The organism is Streptococcus infantis (assembly GCF_000963255.1).
In the GTDB taxonomy this organism is placed as follows: Bacteria; Bacillota; Bacilli; order Lactobacillales; family Streptococcaceae; genus Streptococcus; species Streptococcus nidrosiense.
The window spans coordinates 40,775-67,388 of sequence record NZ_JYOV01000017.1; the positions used below are offsets into that span (position 1 = coordinate 40,775).

At 39.7% G+C, this 26,614-nt stretch carries 22 protein-coding genes and 1 riboswitch; all 22 genes read right to left on the reverse strand.

Annotated features, from left to right (window positions below; all coding sequences use genetic code 11):
• Positions 1–26: 26 nt before the first annotated feature.
• Positions 27–977 carry a diacylglycerol kinase family lipid kinase gene (locus TZ96_RS06685; protein WP_045763415.1) on the reverse strand — a complete coding sequence of 317 codons (951 nt, stop codon included), beginning with the start codon at positions 975–977 and terminating at the stop codon, positions 27–29.
• 3 nt (positions 978–980) lie between these two features.
• A complete protein-coding gene (gene ligA / locus TZ96_RS06690) occupies positions 981–2,939 on the reverse strand; it encodes an NAD-dependent DNA ligase LigA (protein WP_045763416.1) in 1,959 nt (652 codons plus the stop codon).
• 93 nt (positions 2,940–3,032) lie between these two features.
• Positions 3,033–4,292 carry a nucleobase:cation symporter-2 family protein gene (locus tag TZ96_RS06695; RefSeq protein ID WP_045763417.1) on the reverse strand — a complete coding sequence of 420 codons (1,260 nt, stop codon included), beginning with the start codon at positions 4,290–4,292 and terminating at the stop codon, positions 3,033–3,035.
• Positions 4,292–4,873: a xanthine phosphoribosyltransferase gene (locus TZ96_RS06700; RefSeq protein ID WP_045763468.1), complete on the reverse strand. Its 582-nt coding sequence runs from the start codon at positions 4,871–4,873 to the stop codon at positions 4,292–4,294. Before TZ96_RS06700 ends, TZ96_RS06695 begins: the two co-directional genes overlap by 1 nt.
• 150 nt (positions 4,874–5,023) lie before the next feature.
• A riboswitch (purine riboswitch) is annotated at positions 5,024–5,120 on the reverse strand.
• Positions 5,114–6,097 (reverse strand): GMP reductase, encoded by a 984-nt coding sequence (guaC, locus tag TZ96_RS06705; protein ID WP_000931194.1) that lies wholly within the window; start codon positions 6,095–6,097, stop codon positions 5,114–5,116. (Overlaps the previous riboswitch by 7 nt.)
• A 170-nt stretch (positions 6,098–6,267) precedes the next feature.
• The gene (locus tag TZ96_RS06710) at positions 6,268–7,599 is read right to left on the reverse strand and encodes an McrC family protein (protein ID WP_075230472.1); all 1,332 of its coding nucleotides are present in this window, start codon (positions 7,597–7,599) and stop codon (positions 6,268–6,270) included.
• Positions 7,583–9,568: an McrB family protein gene (locus TZ96_RS06715; RefSeq protein WP_045763418.1), complete on the reverse strand. Its 1,986-nt coding sequence runs from the start codon at positions 9,566–9,568 to the stop codon at positions 7,583–7,585. The genes TZ96_RS06710 and TZ96_RS06715 overlap by 17 nt, the downstream gene beginning before the upstream one ends.
• A gap of 214 nt (positions 9,569–9,782) precedes the next feature.
• Positions 9,783–10,562, reverse strand: coding sequence for an L-threonylcarbamoyladenylate synthase (locus TZ96_RS06720; RefSeq protein WP_045763419.1), 780 nt, complete (start codon positions 10,560–10,562; stop codon positions 9,783–9,785).
• Positions 10,563–10,587: 25 nt separating this feature from the next.
• A complete protein-coding gene (gene leuD, locus TZ96_RS06725; protein ID WP_045763420.1) occupies positions 10,588–11,181 on the reverse strand; it encodes a 3-isopropylmalate dehydratase small subunit in 594 nt (197 codons plus the stop codon).
• A 9-nt stretch (positions 11,182–11,190) separates the two neighbouring features.
• Positions 11,191–12,573, reverse strand: coding sequence for a 3-isopropylmalate dehydratase large subunit (gene leuC / locus TZ96_RS06730; protein ID WP_045763421.1), 1,383 nt, complete (start codon positions 12,571–12,573; stop codon positions 11,191–11,193).
• A gap of 3 nt (positions 12,574–12,576) precedes the next feature.
• Positions 12,577–12,846, reverse strand: coding sequence for a DUF1294 domain-containing protein (locus TZ96_RS06735; protein WP_045763422.1), 270 nt, complete (start codon positions 12,844–12,846; stop codon positions 12,577–12,579).
• On the reverse strand, positions 12,843–13,880 hold the full coding sequence (leuB, locus tag TZ96_RS06740; protein ID WP_045763423.1) for a 3-isopropylmalate dehydrogenase: 1,038 nt from the start codon (positions 13,878–13,880) through the stop codon (positions 12,843–12,845). The genes TZ96_RS06735 and leuB overlap by 4 nt, the downstream gene beginning before the upstream one ends.
• Before the next feature lie 11 nt (positions 13,881–13,891).
• Positions 13,892–15,454, reverse strand: a complete 1,563-nt coding sequence (locus tag TZ96_RS06745) for a 2-isopropylmalate synthase (RefSeq protein ID WP_045763424.1) — start codon at positions 15,452–15,454, stop codon at positions 13,892–13,894.
• A gap of 314 nt (positions 15,455–15,768) precedes the next feature.
• Positions 15,769–16,425, reverse strand: coding sequence for an MmcQ/YjbR family DNA-binding protein (locus TZ96_RS06750; RefSeq protein WP_045763425.1), 657 nt, complete (start codon positions 16,423–16,425; stop codon positions 15,769–15,771).
• Positions 16,426–16,468: 43 nt separating this feature from the next.
• Complete coding sequence (locus tag TZ96_RS06755) at positions 16,469–17,101, reverse strand: copper homeostasis protein CutC (RefSeq protein ID WP_045763426.1); 633 nt, start codon at positions 17,099–17,101, stop codon at positions 16,469–16,471.
• 93 nt (positions 17,102–17,194) lie between these two features.
• Complete coding sequence (locus tag TZ96_RS06760; protein WP_045763427.1) at positions 17,195–17,554, reverse strand: YbaN family protein; 360 nt, start codon at positions 17,552–17,554, stop codon at positions 17,195–17,197.
• A gap of 257 nt (positions 17,555–17,811) precedes the next feature.
• On the reverse strand, positions 17,812–19,899 hold the full coding sequence (gene topA / locus TZ96_RS06765) for a type I DNA topoisomerase (protein ID WP_045763428.1): 2,088 nt from the start codon (positions 19,897–19,899) through the stop codon (positions 17,812–17,814).
• A 118-nt stretch (positions 19,900–20,017) separates the two neighbouring features.
• Positions 20,018–20,875 (reverse strand): DNA-processing protein DprA, encoded by an 858-nt coding sequence (gene dprA, locus TZ96_RS06770; protein ID WP_142322034.1) that lies wholly within the window; start codon positions 20,873–20,875, stop codon positions 20,018–20,020.
• Between the two features lie 107 nt (positions 20,876–20,982).
• Entirely contained in the window at positions 20,983–21,918 is a 936-nt protein-coding gene (gene dapA, locus TZ96_RS06775; protein ID WP_045763430.1) for a 4-hydroxy-tetrahydrodipicolinate synthase, read from the reverse strand.
• 50 nt (positions 21,919–21,968) lie between these two features.
• Complete coding sequence (locus TZ96_RS06780; protein ID WP_000542499.1) at positions 21,969–23,045, reverse strand: aspartate-semialdehyde dehydrogenase; 1,077 nt, start codon at positions 23,043–23,045, stop codon at positions 21,969–21,971.
• Between the two features lie 287 nt (positions 23,046–23,332).
• Entirely contained in the window at positions 23,333–24,082 is a 750-nt protein-coding gene (locus TZ96_RS06785; RefSeq protein WP_000078698.1) for a class A sortase, read from the reverse strand.
• Entirely contained in the window at positions 24,082–26,550 is a 2,469-nt protein-coding gene (gyrA, locus tag TZ96_RS06790) for a DNA gyrase subunit A (RefSeq protein WP_045763431.1), read from the reverse strand. Before gyrA ends, TZ96_RS06785 begins: the two co-directional genes overlap by 1 nt.
• Between the last annotated feature and the right edge of the window lie 64 nt (positions 26,551–26,614).

Consider the following 26,614-nt stretch of genomic DNA (forward strand, 5'->3'; position numbering starts at 1 on the left):
CCCTAATTTCTAAATTAAATTTGATTTTATATGTTACTAATAATTTCTTGATCAATCGCCTCACAATTCACAAAAAACTCAATGTGATTATGACATACTTCCAAATCTACTGGTGTGTCACCACCGTATTCTCCATCAAGATTAAGCATAAACGGCTCTTCCTGATCCAAAGTTTCAATTCGGAGTTTACTAGTTTTCAGATATTCAACATTGACATCTGATACGTGTTGGCCTCCGTTCATGGCTTGAACTAGCAGACTCAACATATCTAGGATTTTATCTGTCTTTACTAGAATAAGCGTAAAATTGCCATCATCCAGCTTGGTATCAGGTGCAAATTGCTCAAATCCACCGATAGAATTGGTCAAGGCAACAAAGACAAGAGAAACTTCTCCTGTAAAAATTCCCCAATCATGGTAAATACGAACAGGACGGGCTTTGGATTTTGGGAACATCTCGATGCCTTTAGCAACGTAGGCCAGATAACCCAGACGCGTCTTTAGTTCACTCGGAACACTAAAAGTTAACTCCGTAAGAGCTCCTGCCGCAGCAATATTGATGAAATACTTATCGCCAAAAGCACGACCAATATCAATTTTCTTGGTTTCATTTTTGGCAATGATCTTCGCTGCAGCAACTGGATCCCCCATAGGGATTTTCAATGATCTTGCATAGTCATTGGTAGTCCCAGTAGGAATGATGGCTATCTTTGGACGTTGTTCCAGAGGTGCAATTCCATTAACCACTTCATTGATGGTGCCATCGCCACCAGCTACTAAAACCAAATCAAAGCCAGCTTTTGCAGCTCTTTCTGCTTCTTTCTGGGCTGACAGGTGTTCAGGTTTGGTTTGGAAAGCACTGGTTTCATAGCCCATGCTCTCTAACACTTCTAGGACTTCTGCGATATTTTGCTTGATAATTTCCTGGCCTGATGTCGGATTATAAATGAGACGTGCGCGTTTTTTTTCTTCTTTCATAGCTTACAAACTCTCAAGCCAAGCTTCATCACGAATCTCTATTCCCAGTTCTTGTGCTTTTTGGAGCTTGCTTCCTGCATCTGCTCCTGCTACAACAAGGTCTGTTTTTTTCGACACACTACCAGTAACCTTGGCTCCTAGACTTTCTAATTTATTTTTAGCTTCTGAGCGATTAAGACGCTCTAGCTTTCCTGTCAATACGACAGTTAGACCAGACAAGGCTGCATTTGCTGCAACTGTCTGTCCTTTGTAGTCTAGATTAACACCTGATTCTTTCAATTCCCTTAAAAGGATTTCAGAACCCTCTGTAGCAAAATAGGTTTGTAGGCTTTGGGCAATGACACTTCCCAAACTTTCGATACTTGCAATTTCTTCAGGATTGGCTTGTGCTAGTGATTCGATTGAGTGGAAGTTTTGTAAAAGCAACTGACTTGCCTTACTTCCTACATGACGAATCCCCAAACCAAACAAGAGTTTTTCAGCAGAATTTTCTTTGGATGCTTGAACAGCCTGGTAGAGCTTTTGAGCAGATTTTTCCTTGACGCCATCCAGCAAGAGCAAATCTTCCACAGTCAAACGATAAATATCTGCAACATCCTTAACCAAATTGGCAGCAAATAGTTTCTCAACGATAGATGGACCAAGGCCAGAAATATTCATAGCATCACGCGATGCGAAGTGCGTCAAGCCTTCCTTGATCTGAGCTGGACAACGTGGATTGATACAACGAAGGGCAACCTCATCTTCAAAATGCAAAAGCTTACTGTCACAACTTGGACAGTTTGTTGGAATATCTAGTCTTTCCTCTGACACTCGCTTGGATTCTACCACTCGTAGAACAGCTGGAATGATATCACCTGCCTTATAGACAATGACGGTGTCATCCTTACGGATATCCTTTTCAGCAATATAGTCAACATTATGAAGGGTTGCACGACTTACAGTTGTACCTGCAAGTTGTACTGGAGTAAGATTAGCAGTCGGAGTCACAACTCCTGTACGGCCAACAGTCCAGTCAACAGAAAGAAGTTTCGCTTCTTTTTCTTCTGCTGGGAATTTATATGCTACTGCCCATTTAGGTGCTTTGACTGTAAATCCTAGTTGCTCCTGACCAGCTAGATCATTGACCTTAATCACAACTCCATCGATATCATAAGGCAACTGATCTCTTTCTTGACCAATTTCTTGAATAAACGCCCAAACCTCATCCATACTATGAGCTAATAGACGTCTTTGATTAACCACAAAGCCTAACTGCTCTAAATGTTTCAAAACCTTCTCTTGACTATCCCGAGTTGAAGGACTAGCTTCCTGATAAAGGAAGGTTGCAAGATTACGTTTGGCTACTACTGCTGTATCTAACTGACGAAGTGTTCCTGCAGCCGCATTTCTTGGGTTGGCAAATTCTGGCTCACCATTTTCTTGACGAGATTGATTGACCTGTTCAAAAGAAGCTCTCGGCATATAACATTCACCACGAACAGTAATATCTAATTTTTCTGGTAATGATAAAGGAATGTCTTTCACTCGTTTAAGATTTTCAGTGATGTTTTCACCGATGGAGCCATCACCGCGAGTTGCCCCAGTAACAAAAATTCCCTGCTCATAAGTCAAGGAAATCGATAAACCATCAATCTTCAACTCACAAATATAAGTGACATCATCCAATTCTTTACGAACACGCGCATCAAAGGCGTCGAGTTCTTCACGTGAAAAAGCATCCTGCAAACTATAAAGAGGATACTGATGACTATATTTCTCAAACCCATCAAGAATCTTTCCACCAACACGATGTGTCGGACTTTCTGGTAAAACTTGGTCAGGATGAGCTTTTTCTAACTCTACCAATTCACGATAAAGACGGTCATACTCACTATCAGATACAGATGGATTATCACTTGTATAATACTCTGCCGCATAGCGATTAAGCAGTTCAACGAGCTCTTTCATTCTTTCATTCATAGAACCATTTTACCATAAAAAGGGCTCTATAAACAATACTCAAGCTCTAAAAAAGAAAATGAGAAGGATATTTCTATCGCTTCTCACTTTTAGTTATTTTTTACGATTCAAAATAGCGTTCAAGACGATGGCTACTGTACTTGCAATGACAATACCATTTGAGAAGAACATTTGTAATTCAGTCGGTAAAGTATTGAAGAGATTGCTTCCGTTTAATCCCACCCCAGCAGAAATAGAAACTGCTGCAATGAGGAAGTTGTGTTCATTGTGTTCGAAGTCTACACGCGCCAAGATTTGCATCCCTTGGAGAGACACGAAACCGAACATGACGAGCATAGCTCCACCTAGAACAGGACTAGGAATAATCTGTGCCAAGGCACCGAACTTAGGCAAAAGACCGAGCAAGATAAGGAAACCAGCTGCGTAGTAGATTGGTAAACGAGTACGAATACCTGAAAGTTTCACCAAACCTACGTTTTGTGAAAATCCTGTATAAGGGAAGGTATTGAAAAGTCCACCAAGTAAGACAGCAAGACCTTCAGCGCGATAACCATTACGAAGACGAGTGCTATCGATTGGATCTTTAGTAATATCAGAAAGGGCAAGATACACACCAGTTGATTCTACCATAGATACAGTAGCGATGATACACATCATTACAATAGAAGAAATCTCAAATTGTGGAGCACCGAAGTAGAATGGAGTTGGGATATGAACGAGTGGAGCTTCTGCTACTGGAGAGAAGTCAACCAAGCCCATAGTTGCAGCGATAATCGTACCGGCAATCAAACCGATCAAAATGGAAATAGATTTGATAAATCCTTTTGTAAAGATATTAACTAAAAGAATAATGAGAACTGTAATCATTGCCAAGGCTAAACTTTGACCAGTTGGTTTTTCTACGTTATTTCCCATATTTCCGATGGCAACTGGAATCAAGGTCAATCCGATAGTTGTGATAACAGAACCAGTTACGATAGCAGGGAAAAGATTGGCAACCTTAGAAAAGATACCTGAAATCAGGATGACATAAATCCCTGAAGCAATCAAAGCTCCGAACATAGCACCGCTACCATGACTCTGACCAATCATGATAAGAGGAGCAACAGACTGGAAGGCTACACCAAGAACGATTGGCAATCCAACACCGAAGTGTTTATTGAGTTGCAATTGTAAGAGAGTTGCAACCCCACACATAAAGATATCAGTTGAGATAAGGTAGGTCAACTGTTGCGCTGAATACCCCAAAGCACTTGCAATCATGATTGGTACCAGGATTGAACCTGAGTACATGGCTAGCAAGTGTTGCAAACCAAGAACGGCTGCCTGTGAGTGTTTTTCTTGTTGTTTCATTAGATGTCTGCCTCCTTGAAGATAACTTTTCCATTTTCAAAACGCTCTAAACGCGCTAGTGATACAACTTGATGACCTGATTTTTCTAACAGTTGACGGCCATCTTGGAAGGATTTTTCAATCACAATTCCGATGGCTTCAACTGTAGCTCCAGCTTGCTCGATAATCTGAATCAAACCTTTAGCTGCTTGACCATTTGCCAAGAAATCATCAATAATCAATACTTTATCTTGAGGAGATAAGAACTTCCCTGCAATGGATACGGTACTTGTTACTTGTTTCGTGAAAGAATAAACCTCAGCAGTTAAAATTCCTTCATTCATGGTAATGTTTTTTGCCTTTTTTGCAAAAATCATGGGAACATCTAACTGTTCAGCCACATAAAGGGCTGGGGCAATTCCTGACGCTTCAATGGTCACGACTTTGGTAATACCAGCATTTTTAAAATGCTCTGCAAAGGTACGACCAACCTCGCGCATCAAGGAATAATCAACTTGGTGGGTCAAGAAGGAATCCACCTTAAGAATATTCTCACCAAGAACGTTTCCGTCCTTTAAAATTCGTTCTTCTAATAATTTCACAATAACCTCCGAAATCATAACCACCCGTCTAACGGGTGGTTTATTTGTCTCGCACCTCACGGAGCGAGACGGACTAATAATCACATAATAAAAAGAGACTTACCAAGTAAGCCTCTAGGAAACAAAGAAATAGATTTAACACCTATCCTTATATCTCTGCAGCTTACTCATTGTTAGGTATTTACGGTACCTTGTAGAAACGCCACGCCAATTCGTGGCATAAATAAGTAATGATATTTTTTAGTGAGCATCTCCATTCCAGATAGAGTTCTTCACAATCACATAATCCACATGTCTAAGATCAGCTACTTTACGACCTCCAGCATAAGAAATCGAACTTTGCAAATCCTGTTCCATCTCAGTCAAGGTATCTTGCAAATGTCCTTTAGCAGGAAGAAGGATTTTCTTACCTTCGACATTCTTATAAGCACCTTTTTGGTATTCTGAAGCTGAACCATAGTATTCTTTGAATTGTTTACCGTCCACTTCAACTGTTTTACCAGGACTTTCGATATGCCCTGCGAACAGTGAACCAATCATGACCATGCTCGCACCGAAACGGATTGACTTTGCGATATCACCATGTGTACGGATACCACCATCGGCAATAATTGGTTTACGCGCAGCTTTCGCACACCAGCGAAGGGCTGCTAACTGCCAACCACCAGTACCAAAACCAGTTTTAACCTTAGTAATACATACTTTACCTGGACCGATTCCGACCTTAGTAGCATCTGCACCAGCATTTTCAAGTTCACGCACAGCTTCTGGAGTGCCAACATTACCAGCGATAACAAAAGTATCAGGTAATTCTTTCTTGATGTGCTGAATCATTGAAATCACGCTGTCTGCATGACCATGAGCAATATCAATGGTGATGTACTCTGGTGCATCAGCCTTTAATTGACTCACAAAATCATACTCGTAGTCTTTAACACCTACTGAGATTGAAGCAATCAAGCCCTGATCGTGCATACGTTTAACAAAAGGAATGCGTCCTTCTTCATCAAAACGATGCATAATATAGAAATATCCACCCTTAGCAAGTTGTTCAGCAACATTTTCATCTAGGATTGTTTGCATATTGGAAGGAACAACTGGTAATTTAAAGGTATGCTTCCCTAAAGTTACCTGCGTGTCAGCCTCTGCACGACTTTTAAGAACACACTTGTTAGGGATTAGCTGAATATCTTCATAGTCAAAGATCGGAAATTCGTTTAACATATTTCTCTCATTTCTCTTGTTTAGACCTTCCTAAAGTTAGGAATAGCCGCGTCTTTTCCAGACAATTACTCTAACAAGTTTACAATAATGTCCGTTTTTTGTCAATTGTAATGACCGAAAACAAATAATGTTCGTGTTTATAATTCTTGATTTAGATAATAAGTAGACATTCACCCTGTATTTGTCTTACCTTTCAAACACTTACCTAGATTTTCGATAAAGACTTTTTCAGAGGACTCAATCCTCCTGACAAAATCTTGATAACTTTCGGCTTGTCCAGGAATTTGGATAGACCATTTTTTCAACTGGGCTCCATAACCTGCTAGCTTTCCTATCTCATTATCAACAACCTTGTCCTCGCTCGGAAAAACAAGACCAGCCTGCTCAGCTTCTAAAATATAAGAATAAGAAATCAGCTGGAACAAATCCTCATGGTTAATTCCTTTTTCAGTAAATTCTAGTTTTTTATATTTAGCATCTAAAACTGTTCTTAGTTCTCTATTATAAAAATCTGGGAAAACTTTTCGTTTACGATCAGAAAATACCGAAATACCGTCCGTCTTATCCTTATTTCGTGGGTGGATGAAATCTTTTGGCAACACGGTATTAACATACTCTTCCCAAAGCCAGGCAACATCAAAAAGAATACCATGGATTTTTTGCTCTTGGTATCCTAAACCGTGCTTTTCTCTGTTTAATATCATCAGACAAAGCTCTTGCAATTTTCTATACTCTCGAAAGTATGCATGACGAAGAGGCTTGGTTTGATTTAGTCGGATAATCTTAGCACGATCAGCTATTTTATAAGATGGGGTTACACGAATAATTTCAGAGACATTTTCACGACTTGTTAATAAATTATCAAGAACTCCTCTCTCAAGACTTTTCTGATTCTTCATGTATTCAATTGTATGACGGATCAGCTGCATAAGAGGATTATCATAGGTAAACTCTCTAGTTGTGTAGGCAATATTTCCCGTGAAAGAAAGATTTTTCTTGAGATGATTTCCGAAATCAATCACTCCCTTGACATTGCTGTCATTATGAGAAAATCTCTGGTATTCCTTATAAAGACCTTTTCGGAGAGCTGCTTGCAAATACTTGGGAAAGAGATACATCAAAAGTTGATAGAGCTTATCTTCACGCGATAAAGCAACATCTAAACTAGTCAGATTGATATGAAGAACCTTTTGCAATAGATAATGTAAAAAATAGTCATTACTTTCGTTTGAAAAACGAGAAGAAATGGTTAATCTCTCCTGACCGTAGACAAGAAATCCAATGACATTTCCTGTCTTTATTTCCCGATTAACAGTTTCTAAGATTTTTTGATCCTTATCTAAGTCAGGAGAATACTGCAAGTCATTTGGAAAAATAAAGATATTGTCTTCTTGAGAAAGATTTCCTAATGTTCTATCTAAGAGAAGTTGGCTTAGTTTGGGAAATTCTGCGACAAAGTCTTCTTTCGCAATTTCATGCTGATTATCAGTTATCCGCATCATTATTTTTATCGCCTTCATTGTCGTCAGCTACTGCCTGATCTTTTTGTTCATTCTTTGTCAGATCGAATGCTTTTTTCAATGTTTCAAGAGTTTCAGCTTCCTCGTAAGAACCCCACAAGTAATCTTCCAAGAGTGGCTTCAGATAATCTGACCAGAGTAATTCATAATTATAATCCACTTCCTCTAACTTAAGAAAATAACTTGGTCCGATATGATAATGACTGTTTAGCTCCGGAACCTTTTCGATGGCAGTATTCAAATTTCTTAGGCGGATTTTAGCTTCTTCCGCTTTATCGCCAAGAACATCATCCAGCATTCCTAATTGGCTTTCAGCAGTAACTTCAACAAAACGGAAACGACGGCGCATTGCAAAATCAAAGGTGTCCACCGAACGGTCGATATCATTCATAGTTCCAATGATGTAAACATTCTCAGGAATATAAAATTTGTCATTAGTCTCATGTAAATTAGCATACTGGGTAGAAACACTCCCCTTCTCACCACGATAACCAGGATCGATAGAGAAAAATAGTTCGCCAAAAATCTTAGAAATCTCACCACGATTAATCTCATCGATGATGAAGACGAAGTTCTTATCTGTGTCAATATCTGTTGGGGAAACATAATCACATAATCCGTAACTTTCTTTCATGTGATCCAAAACAATGTTTTGATAAGTTTCGTACTTTAGATTAGTCTCTTCACCCTTGTATAAAAGATAAACTTTCTCTTTAGTAGCAACAGGAGAATCAAATTTCACATTTCCTTGACTGTTTAAGCTAGCTGGAACAGAACTACGAGGGAACATATAGTGCCCCTGTTTTTCATTGATAGCATTAGTTAGCTTAGTCCACGTTTCTTCAAAATTATCTTGTCCTCCAGTCTTCTGGGCTTCTTTAGCTTTCTGACAAAACTGCTTAAAAATACCATCTTGTAATTTAAAGTTAATAGCTCCGTCCCCATTTGAAACCGGTCTCAATCCCTCTACAAAATCCGTATAGTCATAAGAAGGGTGAAACTGTACAAAACCGATTTGATCTTCATTGCCACTTGTTAATTCTAAGGCAATTTCTTTAGCAAGGTAAGTTTTCCCAGTACCTGGTGCACCACGGAGAATGAGGTTTTGGGATTGTAATAAAATATTTTTATACTTGTTGATATTTTCTGACATGTTTATATCTTCCTTTTCTGCTTCTCTATAAAAACTAGTAAAATTGTCATAAAACTCTATTAAAATTTCATTAGGTTCAGCAGTTGATTCTAGCTCTAAATCTTTGACAAGGTATTTGTACCCTAAATCTTCATCTTGATTATTACTATACCATTTTACTATTTTAAATTCTGTGACTTTAAATCTATGAAAACCACACCTTATATTTATCCATGAGTTATCAATGACACTCAACCGATAACCAAAATAAGGTGATTTTATATATCCATTACCACTCCTTGGACCAAAATGACCTGTGTTAAGCATTTCAACTTTGTATGGAATACCTTCAATAGTTAGAGCAGGATAAATATGTTCAGCTCCATCTAATTTTTGAGAACGTTTCATTTCTATATCTTTCGAATTATAGATATTTGCTTGATTCACAAATTTAGACAAAAATTCTCTGAAAATTTTATAACACTCTGAGTTAATTCCACTTTTTACAAACTCATAAGATTTATTTATAAAAGGTAAAATCTCATTTAATGAATTTTCGTCCTTAATAAAATACTCAGCATCAAGTGTCCAACCAAATGAATCAGGCTTCTTATTAAAAATAAAAAAATCTGAATCACGAAGACTTTTGGAGAGAATAGCAATCTTTATTCCTTTATTCTGAAAATTAATCTCTATAAAATTTTGTAACTTTCCTTTCCTATTTTTAACCTGAAAAGAAATATAACTTTTTGTTTGATTTTCAATTGCATCTGGGAATTCTTTTTTTATCCTGTCAATGAAAGTTTGTTTTGAAACCATTGTGTTTTCCTTACTTATTAAAAATTTATTGTTAGACGTAAATTATATTTGTTTCGTTCGAAGTAAGATATTTTACTTTGAAAAAAACCACATTCTATTAATATATATTCTGCATCTAGCATATCATATCCTATAAAAAATGAAAAGAATTTCTAAAGAAAAAGCCCAGCGTTAGGAGCTTCAACTGCTCTTAACACTAGACTTCTTTTCAATCTTAATAATACTCGCCCTGACGGTAATCCCATGAGTTAAAGGTATCTGACAGGTGCATCATAATCTTATCAATGTCAAGCCCTTTACGAATCACAACTGGCGCTGGTGAAGTTGAGCGTGCTCCTCCTTGTTCTGGGATAAGCTTGCCATCTTTATCGACCATAGACACCATCACGCCCTGTTCGTAGCGTGTTTCAACTGTTTTGTCTGGCTGGATTGAAGCAACGTAGTCGTCTGCCTCAATGACAAGGTCCACTGCTCCTTCGATACGTTCACCGATACCTTCAACCTTACCACGATTTCCTTTTCCAGATGGGTTTGCAGATGAAGCGTAGACCATCTTGCCTTCTTCCCAAAGTTTGGCAGCTAATTGTTCACCAGCTTTCCCAAACTTGATAACGAAACAGCTCGTTCCACGCACATCGGTCATAAGTTCTTCACGACCATCACCGTATGCTTTCAATTTTTCAAAAGCTTCTGGTTTCCATGGAAGGATACAACCAAGAAGAATGTCTTCATCCCAATGTTTTTGATAGAATGCTTCAATTTCTGGGTTGAGTTGTGCTAAAGCGCGAAGCTCGTCCATGCTACCACAGAGGACTACTCCTGGTTTATTACGATTACGTTCTTTGGCTTCAAACTTGCGCTCAAGTCCTGCCTTGTCGCTAGTCATGATAATGTAACCAACTTTTGTAGGGCAAACAATACATCCGCCCTCACCTTTTAAAATATCATAGCCTTCTTGTGAAAGTGTTCCGTTCCATTGAATGTGTTTTGTCATAGTTCTATTTCCTTTTCTATTTTTTCTAATCCTGCCAGTAGGCTGGTCGTTGTTTTTCATAAGCAGCAATCAAGTCTTCATACTGCAAAGTAATACCGATATCATCCAAACCATTTAAAAGCTTGTGTTTCCATTCGCTATCGATTTCAAAGGAGAATTCTCCGACTGGTGTGATGATTGTTTGTTGTTTCAAGTCCACAGTTACCTGGTCGGTCGGTTTAAGTTGGGCTAGCTTTTCTCTAACCTCCCTAGGCTGTACAATAGGCAACATACCATTATTGAGTTCATTATTGTAATGAATATCTCCAAAAGAGCCTGCAATCACGACCTTAAAACCGTAATCTGCTAGTGCCCAAGCGGCGTGTTCCCTCGAAGAACCAGCGCCAAAATTATCTCCTGTGATGAGAATACTGGCTTTGCGATATTCAGGTCGGTTAAAGACAAAGTCTGGATCCTCAGTATACTGATCATCAACATAACGCCAAGCATACATGAGGTACTTACCAAAGCCTTTTTTATCAACTAACTTTAGAAACTGCTTGGGTAGGATTTGGTCGGTATCAATATTATCATTCATAAGAGGAACCGTTGTTCCTGTATAAACTGTAAATTTTTCCATATCCTCTCCTTACTGGGCCTCTGGCATTTGCCGAACATCTACGAAACGCCCTGCGATAGCTGCCGCAGCTGCCATTGCTGGACTACAAAGATGGGTCTTCGCTCCAAATCCCTGTCTATCTTCAAAGTTACGATTACTAGTTGAGGCGCAGTGAACACCATCTGGTACCTTGTCAGGATTCATCCCTAGACACATAGAGCAACCTGGGTCTCTCCACTCAAAGCCAGCATCTTGGAAAATCTTATCCAATCCCAACTTTTCAGCAGCTCGCTTGACTGGTCGAGAACCAGGTACCACGATTGCTGTCAGGTTGGGAGCAATTTTCTTCCCTTCGACAAATCGAGCAGCCAGTTGCAAATCGCTAAGTCGAGCATTGGTACAAGAACCGATAAAGACATAGCCTAGTTGGATATCTGCTGGTGACTGACCTGGTTGTAAATCCATGTAATGATAGGCCCGTTCATCATTCATATCCTTTATTTCTGGGAAGCTACTATCAAAATCAACACCCATAGCTGGATTGGTTCCCCAAGTCACCATAGGAGCCAATTCTGAAACATCCATACGGATAACCTTGTCATAAACGGCATCGTCATCACTAACCAGTCTTTTCCAATCAGCTACTGCTGCATCAAAATCCTTGGGAACACACTCACGTCCCTCAAGATAGTCATAGGTGGTCTGATCTGGATTCATGATTCCCATCTTGGATCCAAACTCGATGGACATATTGCAGATGGTCATTCGCTCTTCCATACTAAGTGCATCAACCGCTTGGCCACGATATTCCACTACGTATCCAACACCACAAGCAACACCGTACTTGGCAATCAAGGCTAAAATGAAGTCCTTGGAATAGACTCCTTTTTGAGGAACTCCTGTGAATTCTACCAACATTTTCTTGGGTTTAACCTGCCAAATGGTTTGAGTTGCAAAGACATGTTCAACCTCACTAGTTCCAATTCCAAATGCAATCGCTCCAAAAGCCCCATGGGTTGCTGTATGGCTATCACCACAGACGATGAATTTTCCTGGTTGTGTTCGTCCTGTTTCTGGACCAACCATGTGAACGATGCCTTGTTTTTCAGAACCGTGGGCCGCATATTCAATCCCAAATTCCTCAACATTTTCTGCCAACTTATCAATCTGTGCTTTGGAGATTACATCTCGAATATCGTAAATATTAACCGTTGGAACATTGTGGTCAAAGGTACCAAATGTCAAGTCTGGTCGTCTCAATCTGCGTCCTGTGTCTCGTAATCCTTGAAATGCCTGAGGACTGGTCACTTCGTGGATATAGTGTTGATCCACATACATGAGTTGCGGTTGTCCCTCTTCTCCTGTGATTACATGGAGGTCCCATAATTTATCAAAAATCGATTTTCCTGCCATTCATTACCTCCATACAAAATACAAAGCCACTAGTGTAGTTACTATTCCTAGGAACCAAACTGTTTTAAAGTACCATTTTCTAGTCTTGTGATGAAAAGTGATTCCTGCCAACCAGGCCCCAAAACCACCACAAAAGAATGCAAATGATAGTAAATATTTTTCAGGTATTCGCCAAGCACCTCTTCTTGCCTTGAATTTGTCAATGCCATAGATCGAGAAAATGATAAGATTCCAAATCAGGAGGGCAAAAGTTATTCCTTCGTTTAGTTTCATAGTCTTGCGATAATGGCTTCTGTCATTTCTTTAGTCGAAGCCTGTCCTCCTATATCTCTTGTTAAAATGCCAGCCGCTAAACTAGCTTCAACAGCACGTTCGATACGCTGCGCATCCTCATAACGTCCAAAGCTGTCTCTCAGCATCATGGCAACTGACAAAATCATGGAAATAGGATTTGCAATTCCTTGTCCAGCAATATCAGGTGCCGAACCGTGAATCGGTTCATAGAGACTCGGACCATCTTCAGAGTGGCTGGCTGATGGCATAACCCCGAGTGTACCAGATAAAACGCTTGATTCATCAGATAAAATATCTCCGAAAAGATTCTCAGTCACGATAACATCGAACTTAGCTGGATTTGTAATCATGAGCATGGCAGCTGAGTCGACCAACTGGTGTTTCAAAGTTACATCTGGAAAATCTTTTGCGACTTCATCAGCAACTCTCCGCCATAGTTTTGATGTTGCCAAAACATTTTGCTTATCGATACTGGTAACAACTTTTCTCCGACTTCTTGCAATTTCAAAGGCCTTGCGTATAATCCTCTCTACTTCTTCATAGCTGTATTCATTGATATCACGTGCCGATTTCTCTTCAAGGATATGATCTCCAAAGTAAATCCCACCTGTCAACTCACGCACTACTACAAAGTCAACACCAGTTATTAGTTCTGGCTTGAGTGGTGACAAATGCTTTAGACTCTCAAAGATTTTAACCGGACGAATATTAGCATTGAGATTAAGTTCCTTTCGGAGAGCCAGAAGCCCTTGTTCAGGTCGAACTGGAGCATCATCATACTGAGGACTACCGATTGCAGCGAGTAGAATAGCATCCGCTTCTCTAGAAGCCTTGAGCGTTTCGTCTGGCAAGGGATGTCCTGCAGCATCAATACCCGCCCCTCCAAAAGGTCGTCTGTCAATCTCATAGTCAAAACCTGTTTTTTCAGCTAGAGCCTCCAAAACTTCTAAACCAGATTCCATGATTTCTGGGCCTATACCATCACCTGTTAGGGCCACTATTTTCTTTGTCATAGCTTTCTCCTTTACACGCTAGGCATGTCACGATAGGAAACTGTTGTTCCCATCTCACCAGCATTCTCTTTTTGAACAAAGGTATTAGCATTGATATAAGCGATAGCCGAAGCCTTCAACACATCGAAATCAAGTCCAGCTGCGTTAAAGATAGTCTCTGTATCTCTGTTTTCAACAGTTACCAATACACGTGCTTGAGCATCAATCCCATCAGTTACCGCATCAATCGTATAGGATACCAAGCGAACAGATTGATTAAAGAATTTATCAATAGCATTGAAGATAGCTTCAACAGAACCTTGACCTGCTGCATTAAATTCAACTTTCTCACCATCAAAATTAGCTAATCTAACTGTTGCTTCAATGTCATTTTCAGAATGGGTTTGAAGTTGCAAGTCATCAAAGTGGAAGCCTTCTGGATTTTCAACCATGGTGCCAGCTACCAGAGCTCGAATATCAGCATCTGTGATTTCGTGCTTCTTGTCTGCCAAGGCCTTGAACTTAGCAAAGAGTGGCTTGATATCTTCGTCTGTAAAGTCTAGAGCCAAATCTCTTAGTTTCTCAACAAAGGCATGACGACCAGACAATTTACCGAGCGGAAGACTATTACTCTTGACACCAACCAATTCAGGTGTAATGATTTCATAAGTGAGAGGATTTTTAAGAACACCGTCTTGGTGAATACCTGATTCATGAGAGAAGGCATTTCCTCCAACAACCGCCTTATTTTTTGGAACTGGAATCCCTGAGAAGCGAGAAACCATTTCGGATGTATTAATCGTTTCGTTTAGGACGATACTTGTCTCTGCTTGGTAGTAATCTTGGCGAATATTGAGAGCCACAGCTATTTCTTCTAAAGCAGCATTCCCAGCTCGTTCTCCAATACCGTTAATGGTTCCTTCAACACGCCCCGCACCATTCTTAACAGCAGCAAGGCTATTGGCAACTGCCATTCCAAGGTCATCGTGACAGTGAGGCGAATAGATAATCTGACGGTCAGTTTTAACATTGTCAATCAGATACTTGAAGATATTCCCATATTCCTCTGGTGTGGTAAAACCAACTGTATCAGGAATATTGATATAAGTCGCACCTGCGTCTACCGCTGTTTGAACGACTTGTAAGAGGAAATCCAGCTCAGTTCTAGTCGCATCTTCAGGAGAGAATTCTACCACTTCAAATTTACTCCGTGCATAGGAAACATGCTCTTTAATAGCTTCCAATATTTCCTCTTTGCTTTTATTCAACTTAAATTCACGATGAATAGGACTAGTAGCGATAAAAACATGGATTTGTGGATACTTAGCATCCTTAAGTGCTTCATAACAAGCGTCAATGTCTGATTTAACAGAGCGAGCTAAACCAGTCACCGCTGTTTTCTTCAAGACTTTTGCGATTTCCTGAACTGCAGTAAACGAGTCTGGACTAGCTGCTGGAAAACCAGCTTCAATTGCCGAAATTCCCCATTTTTCCAGTTGTCTTGCAATGGCAATCTTTTCCTTGATCGAAAAATTAACACCTGGTGTCTGCTCACCATCTCGAAGGCTAGTATCTAGAAATTCAACTGTTCTCATAAGATTTCCCCTTTTCTAAATTCGGTTTTAAAAAAACATCTCGCTCGGAGTTCCAAGCGAGATGTTGATTTACTCCCGCTTGGTAAGCCAAACAGGACTAATGCTTTTGCACTAGCCCGAGTACCTCAACAACAAAGCAAATTGATTAAACTTAGCTGTTTTCATGTTTGACTTTCTCCTTCGTTTGATATCTTGTTTAGTATTTTAGCATAGGAAAAAACACATGTCAAGAAAAAATCCAATATTTTCTGAAAATTTCTTCAGTAAAGAATATTTTGCTAATTGAAAGTATTTGAAAAATCAAGTAAATCTAATTACTTTTTCAAGGTCAAGTTCCAACTTTTTTCGATCAATTCAAGCACCTCTTCATCTGATAAACTGTCATCAAGTGGCACACTTATCCAATAGCGCTTGTTCATATGAAAGGCTGGATAAATCCCTTTTTTTACCAACAAATCAGATACTTGATCATGTTTGAGATTGACTGCTTCCACTAGTCCTTCTCTCCCCTTTTCAAGCTTATCCCAAGAGATTTTCATCAAAACAGCATACCACTTTTGATTGCCCTCATGGCGCAAAACAGCTGTATCAGGGGATTTCTCCCATAGATATTCCAATTGATTTCCATACTTTTCTTGAACGAGTGCCATGATTCTCTTGGTCTGAGGACAAATAAAATCCTGCACATCAAAACAAGACTTTCGGATTTCATAAAGAACTTCTAAACAAGCCTCTCGAACAGTTCCAACAAAAGTACCTTTCATACTTGCCATATGAACTTGAGGATAAAGATCGCCAGTTTCTTGGTCATAAACTTGAAAACTTAAGTCTCCATCCTCAACTGTAACTATCATGAGAAAATCTCCGTGCAAGATAGTCGAACTATGGTTCCATACGCCTTGATTTTCTACAAATCCATACCCTTTAGCCTTTTTACTATTAAACTGATAAGCTTTAAAAATTTCAAACATAAGCGAAAACTGCTACCAAAAGCTAGCAGTTCCTTTCTATTTTTTAAAAGACGACCTTAGTTCCATGTAATTGTGTCACACCCAGTTGGTCAATAAAGGTTTGACGGTTGTCCATGTCAATCCCTCCACCAGGTAAAATTTCAATCTTTCCTGCAGCATGTTCTAGAATTCTATGATAGTGAGCAAAGCGTTTCTCTAACGAGTCGCCAGATACACCAGCACGAGTCAGGATGCGTGTCACTCCAGCTTGGCTGAGCCAATCAATAGCATCAAACTGGTCTTGGTCGCTCAATTCATCAAATGCCATATGGAAAACAATTTCCATACCTTTAGATGCAGCAATCAATTTTTCAAGATTGGCCTTGTCCAACTTCTTATCAGCAGTCAATGCACCAAAGACAACGCCTTGGCTTCCTGCTTGAGCAGTTAGAGCGATGTCCTCAAGCATGATGGCAATTTCTAGATCATTGTAAACAAAGTCACCACCACGTGGACGAATCATAGTCATAATGGTAGTATCGTAGTCGGCCGCCAGCTCCACAGCTGCCTTGGTTACTCCGTAGCTTGGAGTTGTTCCACCAACTGCTAGATTGTCACAAAGCTCGATGCGACGAGCTCCTGCCTGCATAGCTTTTTCAAGCAAGGTTACATTTTCAGCACAAAATTCATAAATCATTTGATTCTCCTTGAAGATTAGTTTAAATTTATTATATCATATTATTTCGAATATGTTTTTGTTTTTATCAAGGAAAATCGTTACTTATTAAAGTTATTCTTTATCAGGAATCACCTTAAAAAGATAGTAGGTAATAAAGATGGTTAAACATCCCAAACCAATTTTGACTGGTAAAAGAGGCGCAAAATAAATGGAAATTCCCATCAAGATATAGATCGATACAATAATTTTTTTCTTACGTTCACGCGCAATAGACTTGGTCTCACGAAAGTCCGCCACGTAAGTCTGATAAAGTTTGGTATGATAAAGCCAATCTTCAAAACGCTTGGAACTTCTGGAAAAACAAGCAATAGACAACAAAAGAAAAGGAGTCGTGGGCAACAAGGGCAAGACAACTCCAACAATAGCCAGAGCTAATGACAGAAATCCAATAATCAGATAGATAATACGCATAACTTCTCCTAGTTAATACTCTTCGAAAATCTCTTCAAACCACGTCAGCGTCGCCTTACCGTATATATGTTACTGACTTCGTCAGTTCTATCTACAACCTCAAAGCAGTGATTTGAGCAGCCTGCGGCTAGCTTCCTAGTTTGCTCTTTGATTTTCATTGAGTATAAAATAATCTTCTTCTAGTTTCGCATACAACGATGAATTTTGTCAAGCCTTTACTAAAAAGAGCCTGAAATTTACTTTCAGGACTCATTTTTTTATTTGATTTTTTCTTCTTCGTAATCACCATTGCTACAAACAATTTGCTTACCGCCACCACGGACTTTTTTCTCCATGAGGAAGTTTCCACATTTTGGACAATCTCGCCCTACAGGCTTGTCCCAAGAAGTGAATTCACACTCTGGATAGCGATTGCAACCATAGAAGATACGATTACGCTTGGTTTTTCGTTCAATAATTTGTCCTTGATGACAGCTTGGACACTCAACACCAATCTCTTTCACGATAGCCTGTGTATGACGGCAATCTGGGAAATTGCTACAAGCGTAGAACTTACCAAAACGACCAAGTTTAATGACCATTGGACTGCCACACACTTCACAATCAAATCCAGCTGGTTCATCCTTGATCTGGATTTTTTCCATTTCTTCTTCAGCCTTGGCAACCTCTTTAGAGAAGGGTTTGTAAAAGGCATCAATAACACGTTGCCACTGCTCTTTACCGACTTCGACATCATCTAGTTTACCTTCCATTTCAGCTGTAAAGGTTACATTGACGATATCTGGGAAGTATTCAACAATCAGTTTATTGACAATTTCACCCAACTCTGTCGGTTCAAAACGCTTGGCTGCCAAACGAACATAATAGCGCTTTTGAATAGTTTCAATGGTAGGTGCATAAGTCGATGGACGCCCAACTCCATTTTCTTCCAAGGTCTTAATTAAAGTAGCCTCAGAATATCGGGCTGGTGGTTGAGTAAAGTGTTGCTCAGGTTTACTATTGACCTGTTTGACCACATCACCAACTGCCATGTCCGGCAACATCTTATTCTTATCTGAGTCATTGTAAATGGCCAAGTAACCATCAAACTTAACTTGACTGCCATTTGCTGCAAATTGAACTCCATTTTGAGAGAGCTTAACAGCCATGGTATCAAAGATGGCACCAGTCATCTGACTCGCTACAAAACGGTTCCAGATAAGGGTATAGAGTTTTAGTTGGTCTTTGTCTAAGTATTTAGCAATTTTTTCTGGCGTGTTAAAGACACTTGATGGGCGAATAGCCTCATGGGCATCTTGAGCACCAGTAGCATTTTTGACCTTGCTACCATGCTTAGAATACTTACTACCAAAACGTTCATTGATGTAGCTTGCAGCTTCATTTTGTGCAACTGGACTGATACGAGTCGAGTCTGTACGCATATAGGTGATCAAACCTTGGACGCCCGTACCAATATTAATCCCTTCATAGAGTTGCTGGGCAACCATCATGGTCTTTCGAGTACGGAAATTAATCTTGTTGGCTGCATCCATCTGCATAGTTGAGGTAGTATAAGGTAGTGGAGCGTTACGCTTGCGCTCTTTTTTATCTACCTGATCCACTGTAAAGTCTTTGCTGGATAGGTGAGACAAGACTTCTTTGACCTCTTCATTACTAGTCAATTTCATCTTCTTGCCATTCATTCCATAGAAAGATGCTTGGAATTGCTTAGTCCCCTTTTTGAAGACTCCATCAATAGTCCAATATTCTTCTGGTTGAAAAGCATTGATCTCATTTTCACGGTCAATGATTAACTTGAGAGCAACAGACTGAACACGGCCAGCTGACAAGCCCTTTTTGACCTTTTTCCATAAAATTGGTGAAATAGAATAACCTACCAAGCGGTCCAAGACACGACGGGCTTGTTGGGCATCCACCAAATCCATATCAATCTTACGAGGTTCTTTAAAGGCATTTTTTACCGCATCCTTGGTAATCTCGTTGAAAACAACACGGTTAGCATCATTTTCATCTAGATTAAGAATATGAGCTAAATGCCAAGAAATTGCTTCTCCTTCGCGGTCCGGGTCACTTGCGAGAAAGACTTTATTGGCTTTTTTAGCTTCTTTTTTCAAGTCATTGATCAGAGGACCTTTCCCACGAATATTGATATATTGGGGTTCATAATTGTTTTCTACATCGACTGACATACTGGATTTTTTCAAATCACGAATATGACCAACACTGGCTAAAACCTTATAATTTCTACCCAGGTATTTCTCAATCGTTTTAGCCTTTGCAGGAGACTCCACGATTACTAGATTTTTTTTAACTGTTGATTTTTTTTTCTTTGTTGCCGTAGCCACAGTATCACACCTTTTCAAAGTAATAAACTTTATAAAGTGTAAACCATTTTTAAAAACCTGTCAAGACTTAACTCTTATATATAGAGGAAAAGTTTAACCGATAAAACCTTGCTAGTTCTTAAAATTCAAATTCTGCTAGCACATCCTGACCACTCGAAACAAGTTTTGCGCCTTCTTGAACCAAGTGATGACAACCATCTGAACGACCGTCTAAAATGCTACCTGGAATAGCAAAAACATCTCTTCCTTCTTCCATAGCTCGCTCACAGGTAATCAAACTACCAGATCTCATCTTTGCCTCAGCAACGATAACACCCATACATAGGCCAGCAATAATCCGATTTCGTGCTGGAAAGTGATATTTTAAGGGTTCTTCACCAGGTCCATATTCACTCAGTAGCAAATGATATTCACCGATGTAGTCCTGCAAACGTTTATTCGATCTAGGATAGTAGACATCTAAGCCAGTACCAATGACAGCAATAGTTTTTCCGCCACTTTGAAGAATAGACATATGAGCTGCCGTATCAATTCCCCTAGCAAGACCACTGACAATGACTAGTTCATTTTCCAATTCTTGAACAACCTTACGGACTGATTTTGTACCTGACTGACTACAAGTGCGACTGCCTACAACTGCAATCTTAGGCAGCTTTAAAAGATTTAAATCCCCCTTATAAAATAATAATACTGGAGCATCATAGATTTCACTGAGAGCAAAGGGATAGACATCGTCTAGTATGGAAAATGAGGGAAATTTTTCAAAGTCACTTCTTAATCTCTCCATACTTTCAAAGGTGAGTTTATGGTAACGTTCCATAAAAAGAACGGGATTTCTACACTCAGATGCTTCTGCGATGGTCTCTAAAGTCAATTCTTGATCATAAATTTCTCCATATTGAAGTACCTTTAGAACCTGTTGATTACTCAGACCTGCTTGTTTCAACTTATAAATCTCAAAATTATCAATCTTAATTTTCATGATAGACTCCTTGTTTTTCTCTCTATCTATTTATTCGTAGAAAAAGAAAAAAACTTCCCAACAATTTTACTTGTTTAGGAAGTTCTTTTATATTAGTTATCTTAGTAATCAGGACGAAGGACTCCAGTGACAGTTGCCTTGGTTGCTTCGTAGTCCCCATCAATAACAACCTTGATAATGCGTTTAGCATCCTCTTCAGGCGCCGGAACCAAAGGTAGACGAGTTGGACCTGCTTCGAATCCCATATAGTTGAGTACTGCCTTAACAGGTGCTGGACTTGGATAAGAGAAGAGAGCATTGACTTTAGGAATAAATTTACGTTGAATCGCTGCTGCCTTCTTCATATCACTCTCTTCAATCGCAGTGAACATTTCATGCATTTCATCACCATTCGTATGAGAAGCAACAGAAATTACACCGTCAGCACCAAGATTCATAGCATGGAAGGCATCCCCATCTTCACCAGTGTATACCAAAAAGTCTTCAGGCTTATGCTCAATCAAGTAAGCCATATTGGCAAGACTGGTACATTCTTTGACACCGATAATATTTGGATGTTCTGCCAAACGAAGTAAGGTATCAGGAGTCATTTCGACAACGACACGTCCTGGAATGTTATAAATAATAATTGGCAAATCAGAAGCATCTGCAATAGCTTTAAAGTGTTGATACATACCTTCTTGGGATGGTTTGTTATAGTAAGGAACAATCGCAAGACCAGCCGCAAAACCACCAAACTCTGCTACTTCTTTGACGAACTCGATAGAGTCACGTGTGTCATTGGTACCAACACCGGCAATTAAAGGAACTCGTCCGTTGACAACCTTTTGAACAGCTGCAAACAGCTGAAGCTCCTCATCGTGAGTTAGAGTTGGACTCTCAGCAGTTGTTCCTGCTAGGAGGATTCCGTCTGTATGATGTGCTAATAAATGTTCAATCAACTTTGGAATGGCATCGAAATTGATAGAGCCATCTTCATGAAAAGGAGTAATAAAGGCTGTGATAATTTTACAATCTTTTAAATCTTGATAAGACATACAAAACACCTTTCTATTTTAAAGAAGGAGTTCAAAAGAACTCCTACACATTATTTCAATTCAAATTTTAATTCAGCTGTTGGGCGAACCAATCCACGTTCGTGAAGTGTTTCTGCGATTTGAACTGAGTTCCAAGCAGCACCCTTAAGAAGGTTATCAGAAACTACCCACATATGAATACCTTTTTCTGCATCCAAATCTTTACGGATACGTCCAACGAAAGTATCACGTGAACCGACAGCATTTACTGCTTGAGGATAGATTTGGTGAGCAACATCGTCTTCAAGAACTGCACCTGGGAAGGCAGCAATAGCAGCTTTCACTTCTTCGATTGGTGCTACTTCTTTCGTTTCAATATAGACTGACTCAGAGTGAGCTGACAAAACTGGAATACGTACACATGTTGCTGATACGGCAATGCTATCGTCTTCCATGATTTTCTTGGTTTCATTCGTCATCTTCATCTCTTCGTAAGTGTAGTCATTGTCAGTGAAGACGTCAATTTGCGGAAGAGCATTGAAGGCAATTGGATAATGTTTCTTATCGCCACCTGAAGGCAGGATTTCCGCATGCAAATCACGCGGATTTACACCATCATTCAAGACTTCACGAAGCTCACGTTGGGTTTCAAGAATTGCTCCCATACCAGCACCTGAAACTGCTTGATAAGTTGAAACGATGATACGGTCCAATCCCCATTTTTGACGAACGGGCTCAAGAGCCACCATCATTTGAATTGTTGAACAGTTAGGACAAGAGATAATTCCGTTGTGAGCATCAAGGGCGTGGGCATTCACTTCAGGAACAACCAATGGTACATCTGGATTTTGACGGAAATAAGAAGTGTTATCTACGACAACTGCGCCTGCCTTAACAGCATAAGGTGCGTATTTTGCAGAAGTTGATCCACCAGCTGAGAAAAGAGCAATATCAACCCCTTCAAAAGCGTCTTCTGTTGTTTCTTCGATGGTCACATCTTGACCTTTGAATTGCAAAACCTTTCCTGCAGAACGTGCAGACGCAAGGTAACGAATCTTATCGATAGGAAGAGTTGATTCTTCCAACATTTTGATCATTTGAGCACCAACGGCACCTGTAGCGCCGACAACAGCAACTGTGTATCCCATAACAAACCTCTTTCGGAATTTTCTAAAAATTTCTATAATAGAAACATTATACTACTTTTTACCAAAATTGAAAAGTCTTTTTCCTATCTATTTTCTGAAATTGACAAGAAAAGGCGGTGGGACAGAAATCGATAGAAAAAGTCTCGATTTCGTAGTCCCAGCCCCGCGAGGATGATTAGGAGCTTTTTGGAGTCTAAAAGACGAACAAAAAGTTCAATCAGCTACCGCGTCAAAGTTTGATTGCTAATAAAAAATGAGGTCGGGCTCTTTTGTCCCAACCTCTTCTACTATTCATAAAATTGTTTATAGGGTTTATTAAAGGCTTCTAAGATATCTGATGGAGTCTCTGCATAAGATTTTATCTCTGTCAAATTCCCTTTAACGATAATTCTCTCAACTGCATTAGCATCTTCACAGGTTACCAAGGTAATCTCTTTAATCCCATCACGTTCGTCAATTACATCTACACGATCAGGAGTTACAATTTTAACTTCTTCAATCTCGTATGTATAGACTTTTTCTTTATCAGTGAGATAAATTTTCATCCCTTTCTCAGCACGAGCAAGAGGAGAGAATAATTTCTTATCTGCATTTTCACCTGCAAATATACGGTGACTTGCTAGAGAATAATTTCCTTCTCCCATTACCTGATTGGCTTTCATTGTCCCAGCACCATAAAAAAGGTTAACATTATCGAGTCCCTTAAATATTGGTAGATTCATTTCAAGCTCTGGAATGGCAATCCCTCCGATTACCGGAAGTTGCTGGGAATTCCATTGAGCTGATAGGACTGCCTCCGAGGAAAGTGATTTTACAGAGTCAAAATCGAAATTTCCTTCGGTTTCTTTGTTCTCTTCAATCTCTTCCTTGGTCACTTGACTGACCTGATACTTATTTGTGTTCCAAATCATGAACATATCACGAATATTAGCATTGAAGATTAAAGCGATGGATAACAAGATTAGGAATCCTGCCAGTATGTTAATCAGTAGATTCTTGCGTTTATTTTTTTTACTTTGATTCTTTTTTTGAGACATTATGCTTCACTTTCTGTTTCCTGTTCTGCCCCAACTTCTTCTTTTTCTGCTGCTGCAACACTTGTAAAAGTCACAATCTTAGCATCTTGATCTAGACGCATCACTTTTACTCCCATAGTTGAACGTCCCGTTTGTGAAATATTGGCTACATTGGTTCGAATCATGACACCTGTGTCAGTGATAATCATCAGATCTTCGTCCCCTTTTACTGTTAAGAGACCAGCCAGAGGACCATTTTTCTCGGTAACATTAGCTGTTTTCATTCCCTTACCGGCACGACCTTTTGTTGGATATTCAGTCGCAACTGTACGCTTACCGTATCCTTTCTCAGTAATGATAAGGACTTCATCTTGATCAGTAATCACTCTCGCTCCAACTACAGCATCACCTTCACGAAGATTTACCCCTTTAACACCAGTGGCGATACGACTCATACTACGAACTGAAGACTGATTGAAACGAACTGCATAACCTAATCTGGTTCCGATGATGATATCTGTGTCTTTTTCAGTTAGTAAGACATTAATCAACTCATCCTCATCTTTCAGATTTAAGGCTTTGAGACCATTTTGACGAATGTTGGCAAATTCTTTGACACTGGTTCTTTTGACAATACCTGCTCGAGTTGTAAAGAAGAGATAGGCATCATCACTACGTTCTGATTCAACATTGATAATGGTTTGAATGCTTTCACCTTCATCCAGTTTCAAAAGATTGACAACTGGCAAACCTTTGGCTGTACGACCGTATTCTGGAATTTCATATCCCTTAAGACGATAAACACGTCCTTTATTGGTGAAGAAGAGCAAGTGATCATGGGTGCTGGTAGAAACCAACTCACGCACAAAATCATCGTCCTTAACACCAGTTCCTTGAACGCCACGTCCACCACGTTTTTGAGCTGTAAATTCGTCTTGGTCCAAACGTTTGATATAACCTTTATTTGATAGAGTGATGAGGACATCAGACTCTTCAATTAAGTCCTCATCTTCAAGAGTCAAAACTTCACCAACCATCAACTCAGTACGACGTGAATCACCAAACTTACGTTTGACCTCATCCAGTTCTTCCTTGATGATTTGCGCTACACGTTCTGGTTTTGCAAGAATGTCTGCCAAGTCAGCAATCAAAGCAATAAGCTCATCATATTCTGACTGAATCTTGTCCCGTTCCAAACCTGTCAAACGACGAAGACGCATATCGAGAATTGCTTGACTTTGACGTTCAGATAACTTGAACTTGCTCATCAATTCAGCTTGGGCTTCTGCATCCGTTTCACTGGCACGGATGATACGAATAACTTCGTCGATGTGGTCTAGAGCAATCAACAAACCTTCTAAAATATGAGCGCGCGCTTCAGCTTTCTCTTTGTCAAATTGAGTACGACGAGTCACCACTTCTTTTTGGTGCTCAATATAAGCATCCAAGATTTGACGAAGAGAAAGAATCTTTGGTACACCATTCTGGATAGCCAGCATGTTAAATCCAAAGCTAGTTTGCATTTGAGTCATCTTGAACAAGTTGTTCAAAATAACATTAGCAGATGCATCACGCTTCACCTCAATTACGAAGCGAACTCCCTCACGGTTTGATTCGTCACGAACAGCTGTAATACCTTCGATACGTTTTTCCTGAACCAAACGCACAATATGTTCATGGACTTTGGTCTTGTTGACCATATATGGAAATTCTGTTACAACGATACGTTCGCGACCAGTCTTAGTTTCTTCGATTTCAGTACGAGAACGAAGCACAATCGATCCTTTACCAGTTTCGTAGGCCTTATGAATACCTGATTTCCCCATAACAAGGGCACCAGTTGGAAAATCTGGACCAGGAAGAACTTCCATTAATTCCTTGGTTGTAACTTCTGCATTATCCATGACCAACTTCACTGCATCAATGGTTTCACCCAAGTTATGTGGCGGAATATTAGTCGCCATACCAACAGCGATACCTGTAGCTCCATTGACCAAAAGATTTGGGAAACGAGCTGGTAGAACCAGGGGTTCACGTTCATTGGCATCATAGTTATCTACAAAATCAACGGTATTTTTATTGATGTCGCGAAGCATCTCAAGAGCAATCTTACTCATACGTGCTTCAGTATAACGCTGAGCTGCGGCACCATCACCATCCATAGAACCAAAGTTCCCATGCCCATCTACAAGCATGTATCGATAACTCCACCATTGCGCCATACGAACCATAGCTTCGTAGATAGATGAGTCACCGTGTGGGTGGTATTTACCCATGACATCCCCTGTAATACGAGCAGATTTCTTATGAGGTTTATCTGGTGTCACACCCAATTCGTTCATACCGTATAGAATACGACGATGAACTGGTTTCAAACCATCTCGAACATCAGGAAGGGCCCGCGATACGATAACACTCATGGCGTAGTCGATAAAGCTGGTCTTCATCTCCTTTGTCAGATTGACATTCACTAAATTTTTATCTTGCATTAACAAATGCCTCATTTCACTATTAGTAACTAGATATATTATACCATAGTTTGTCTCTTATTTC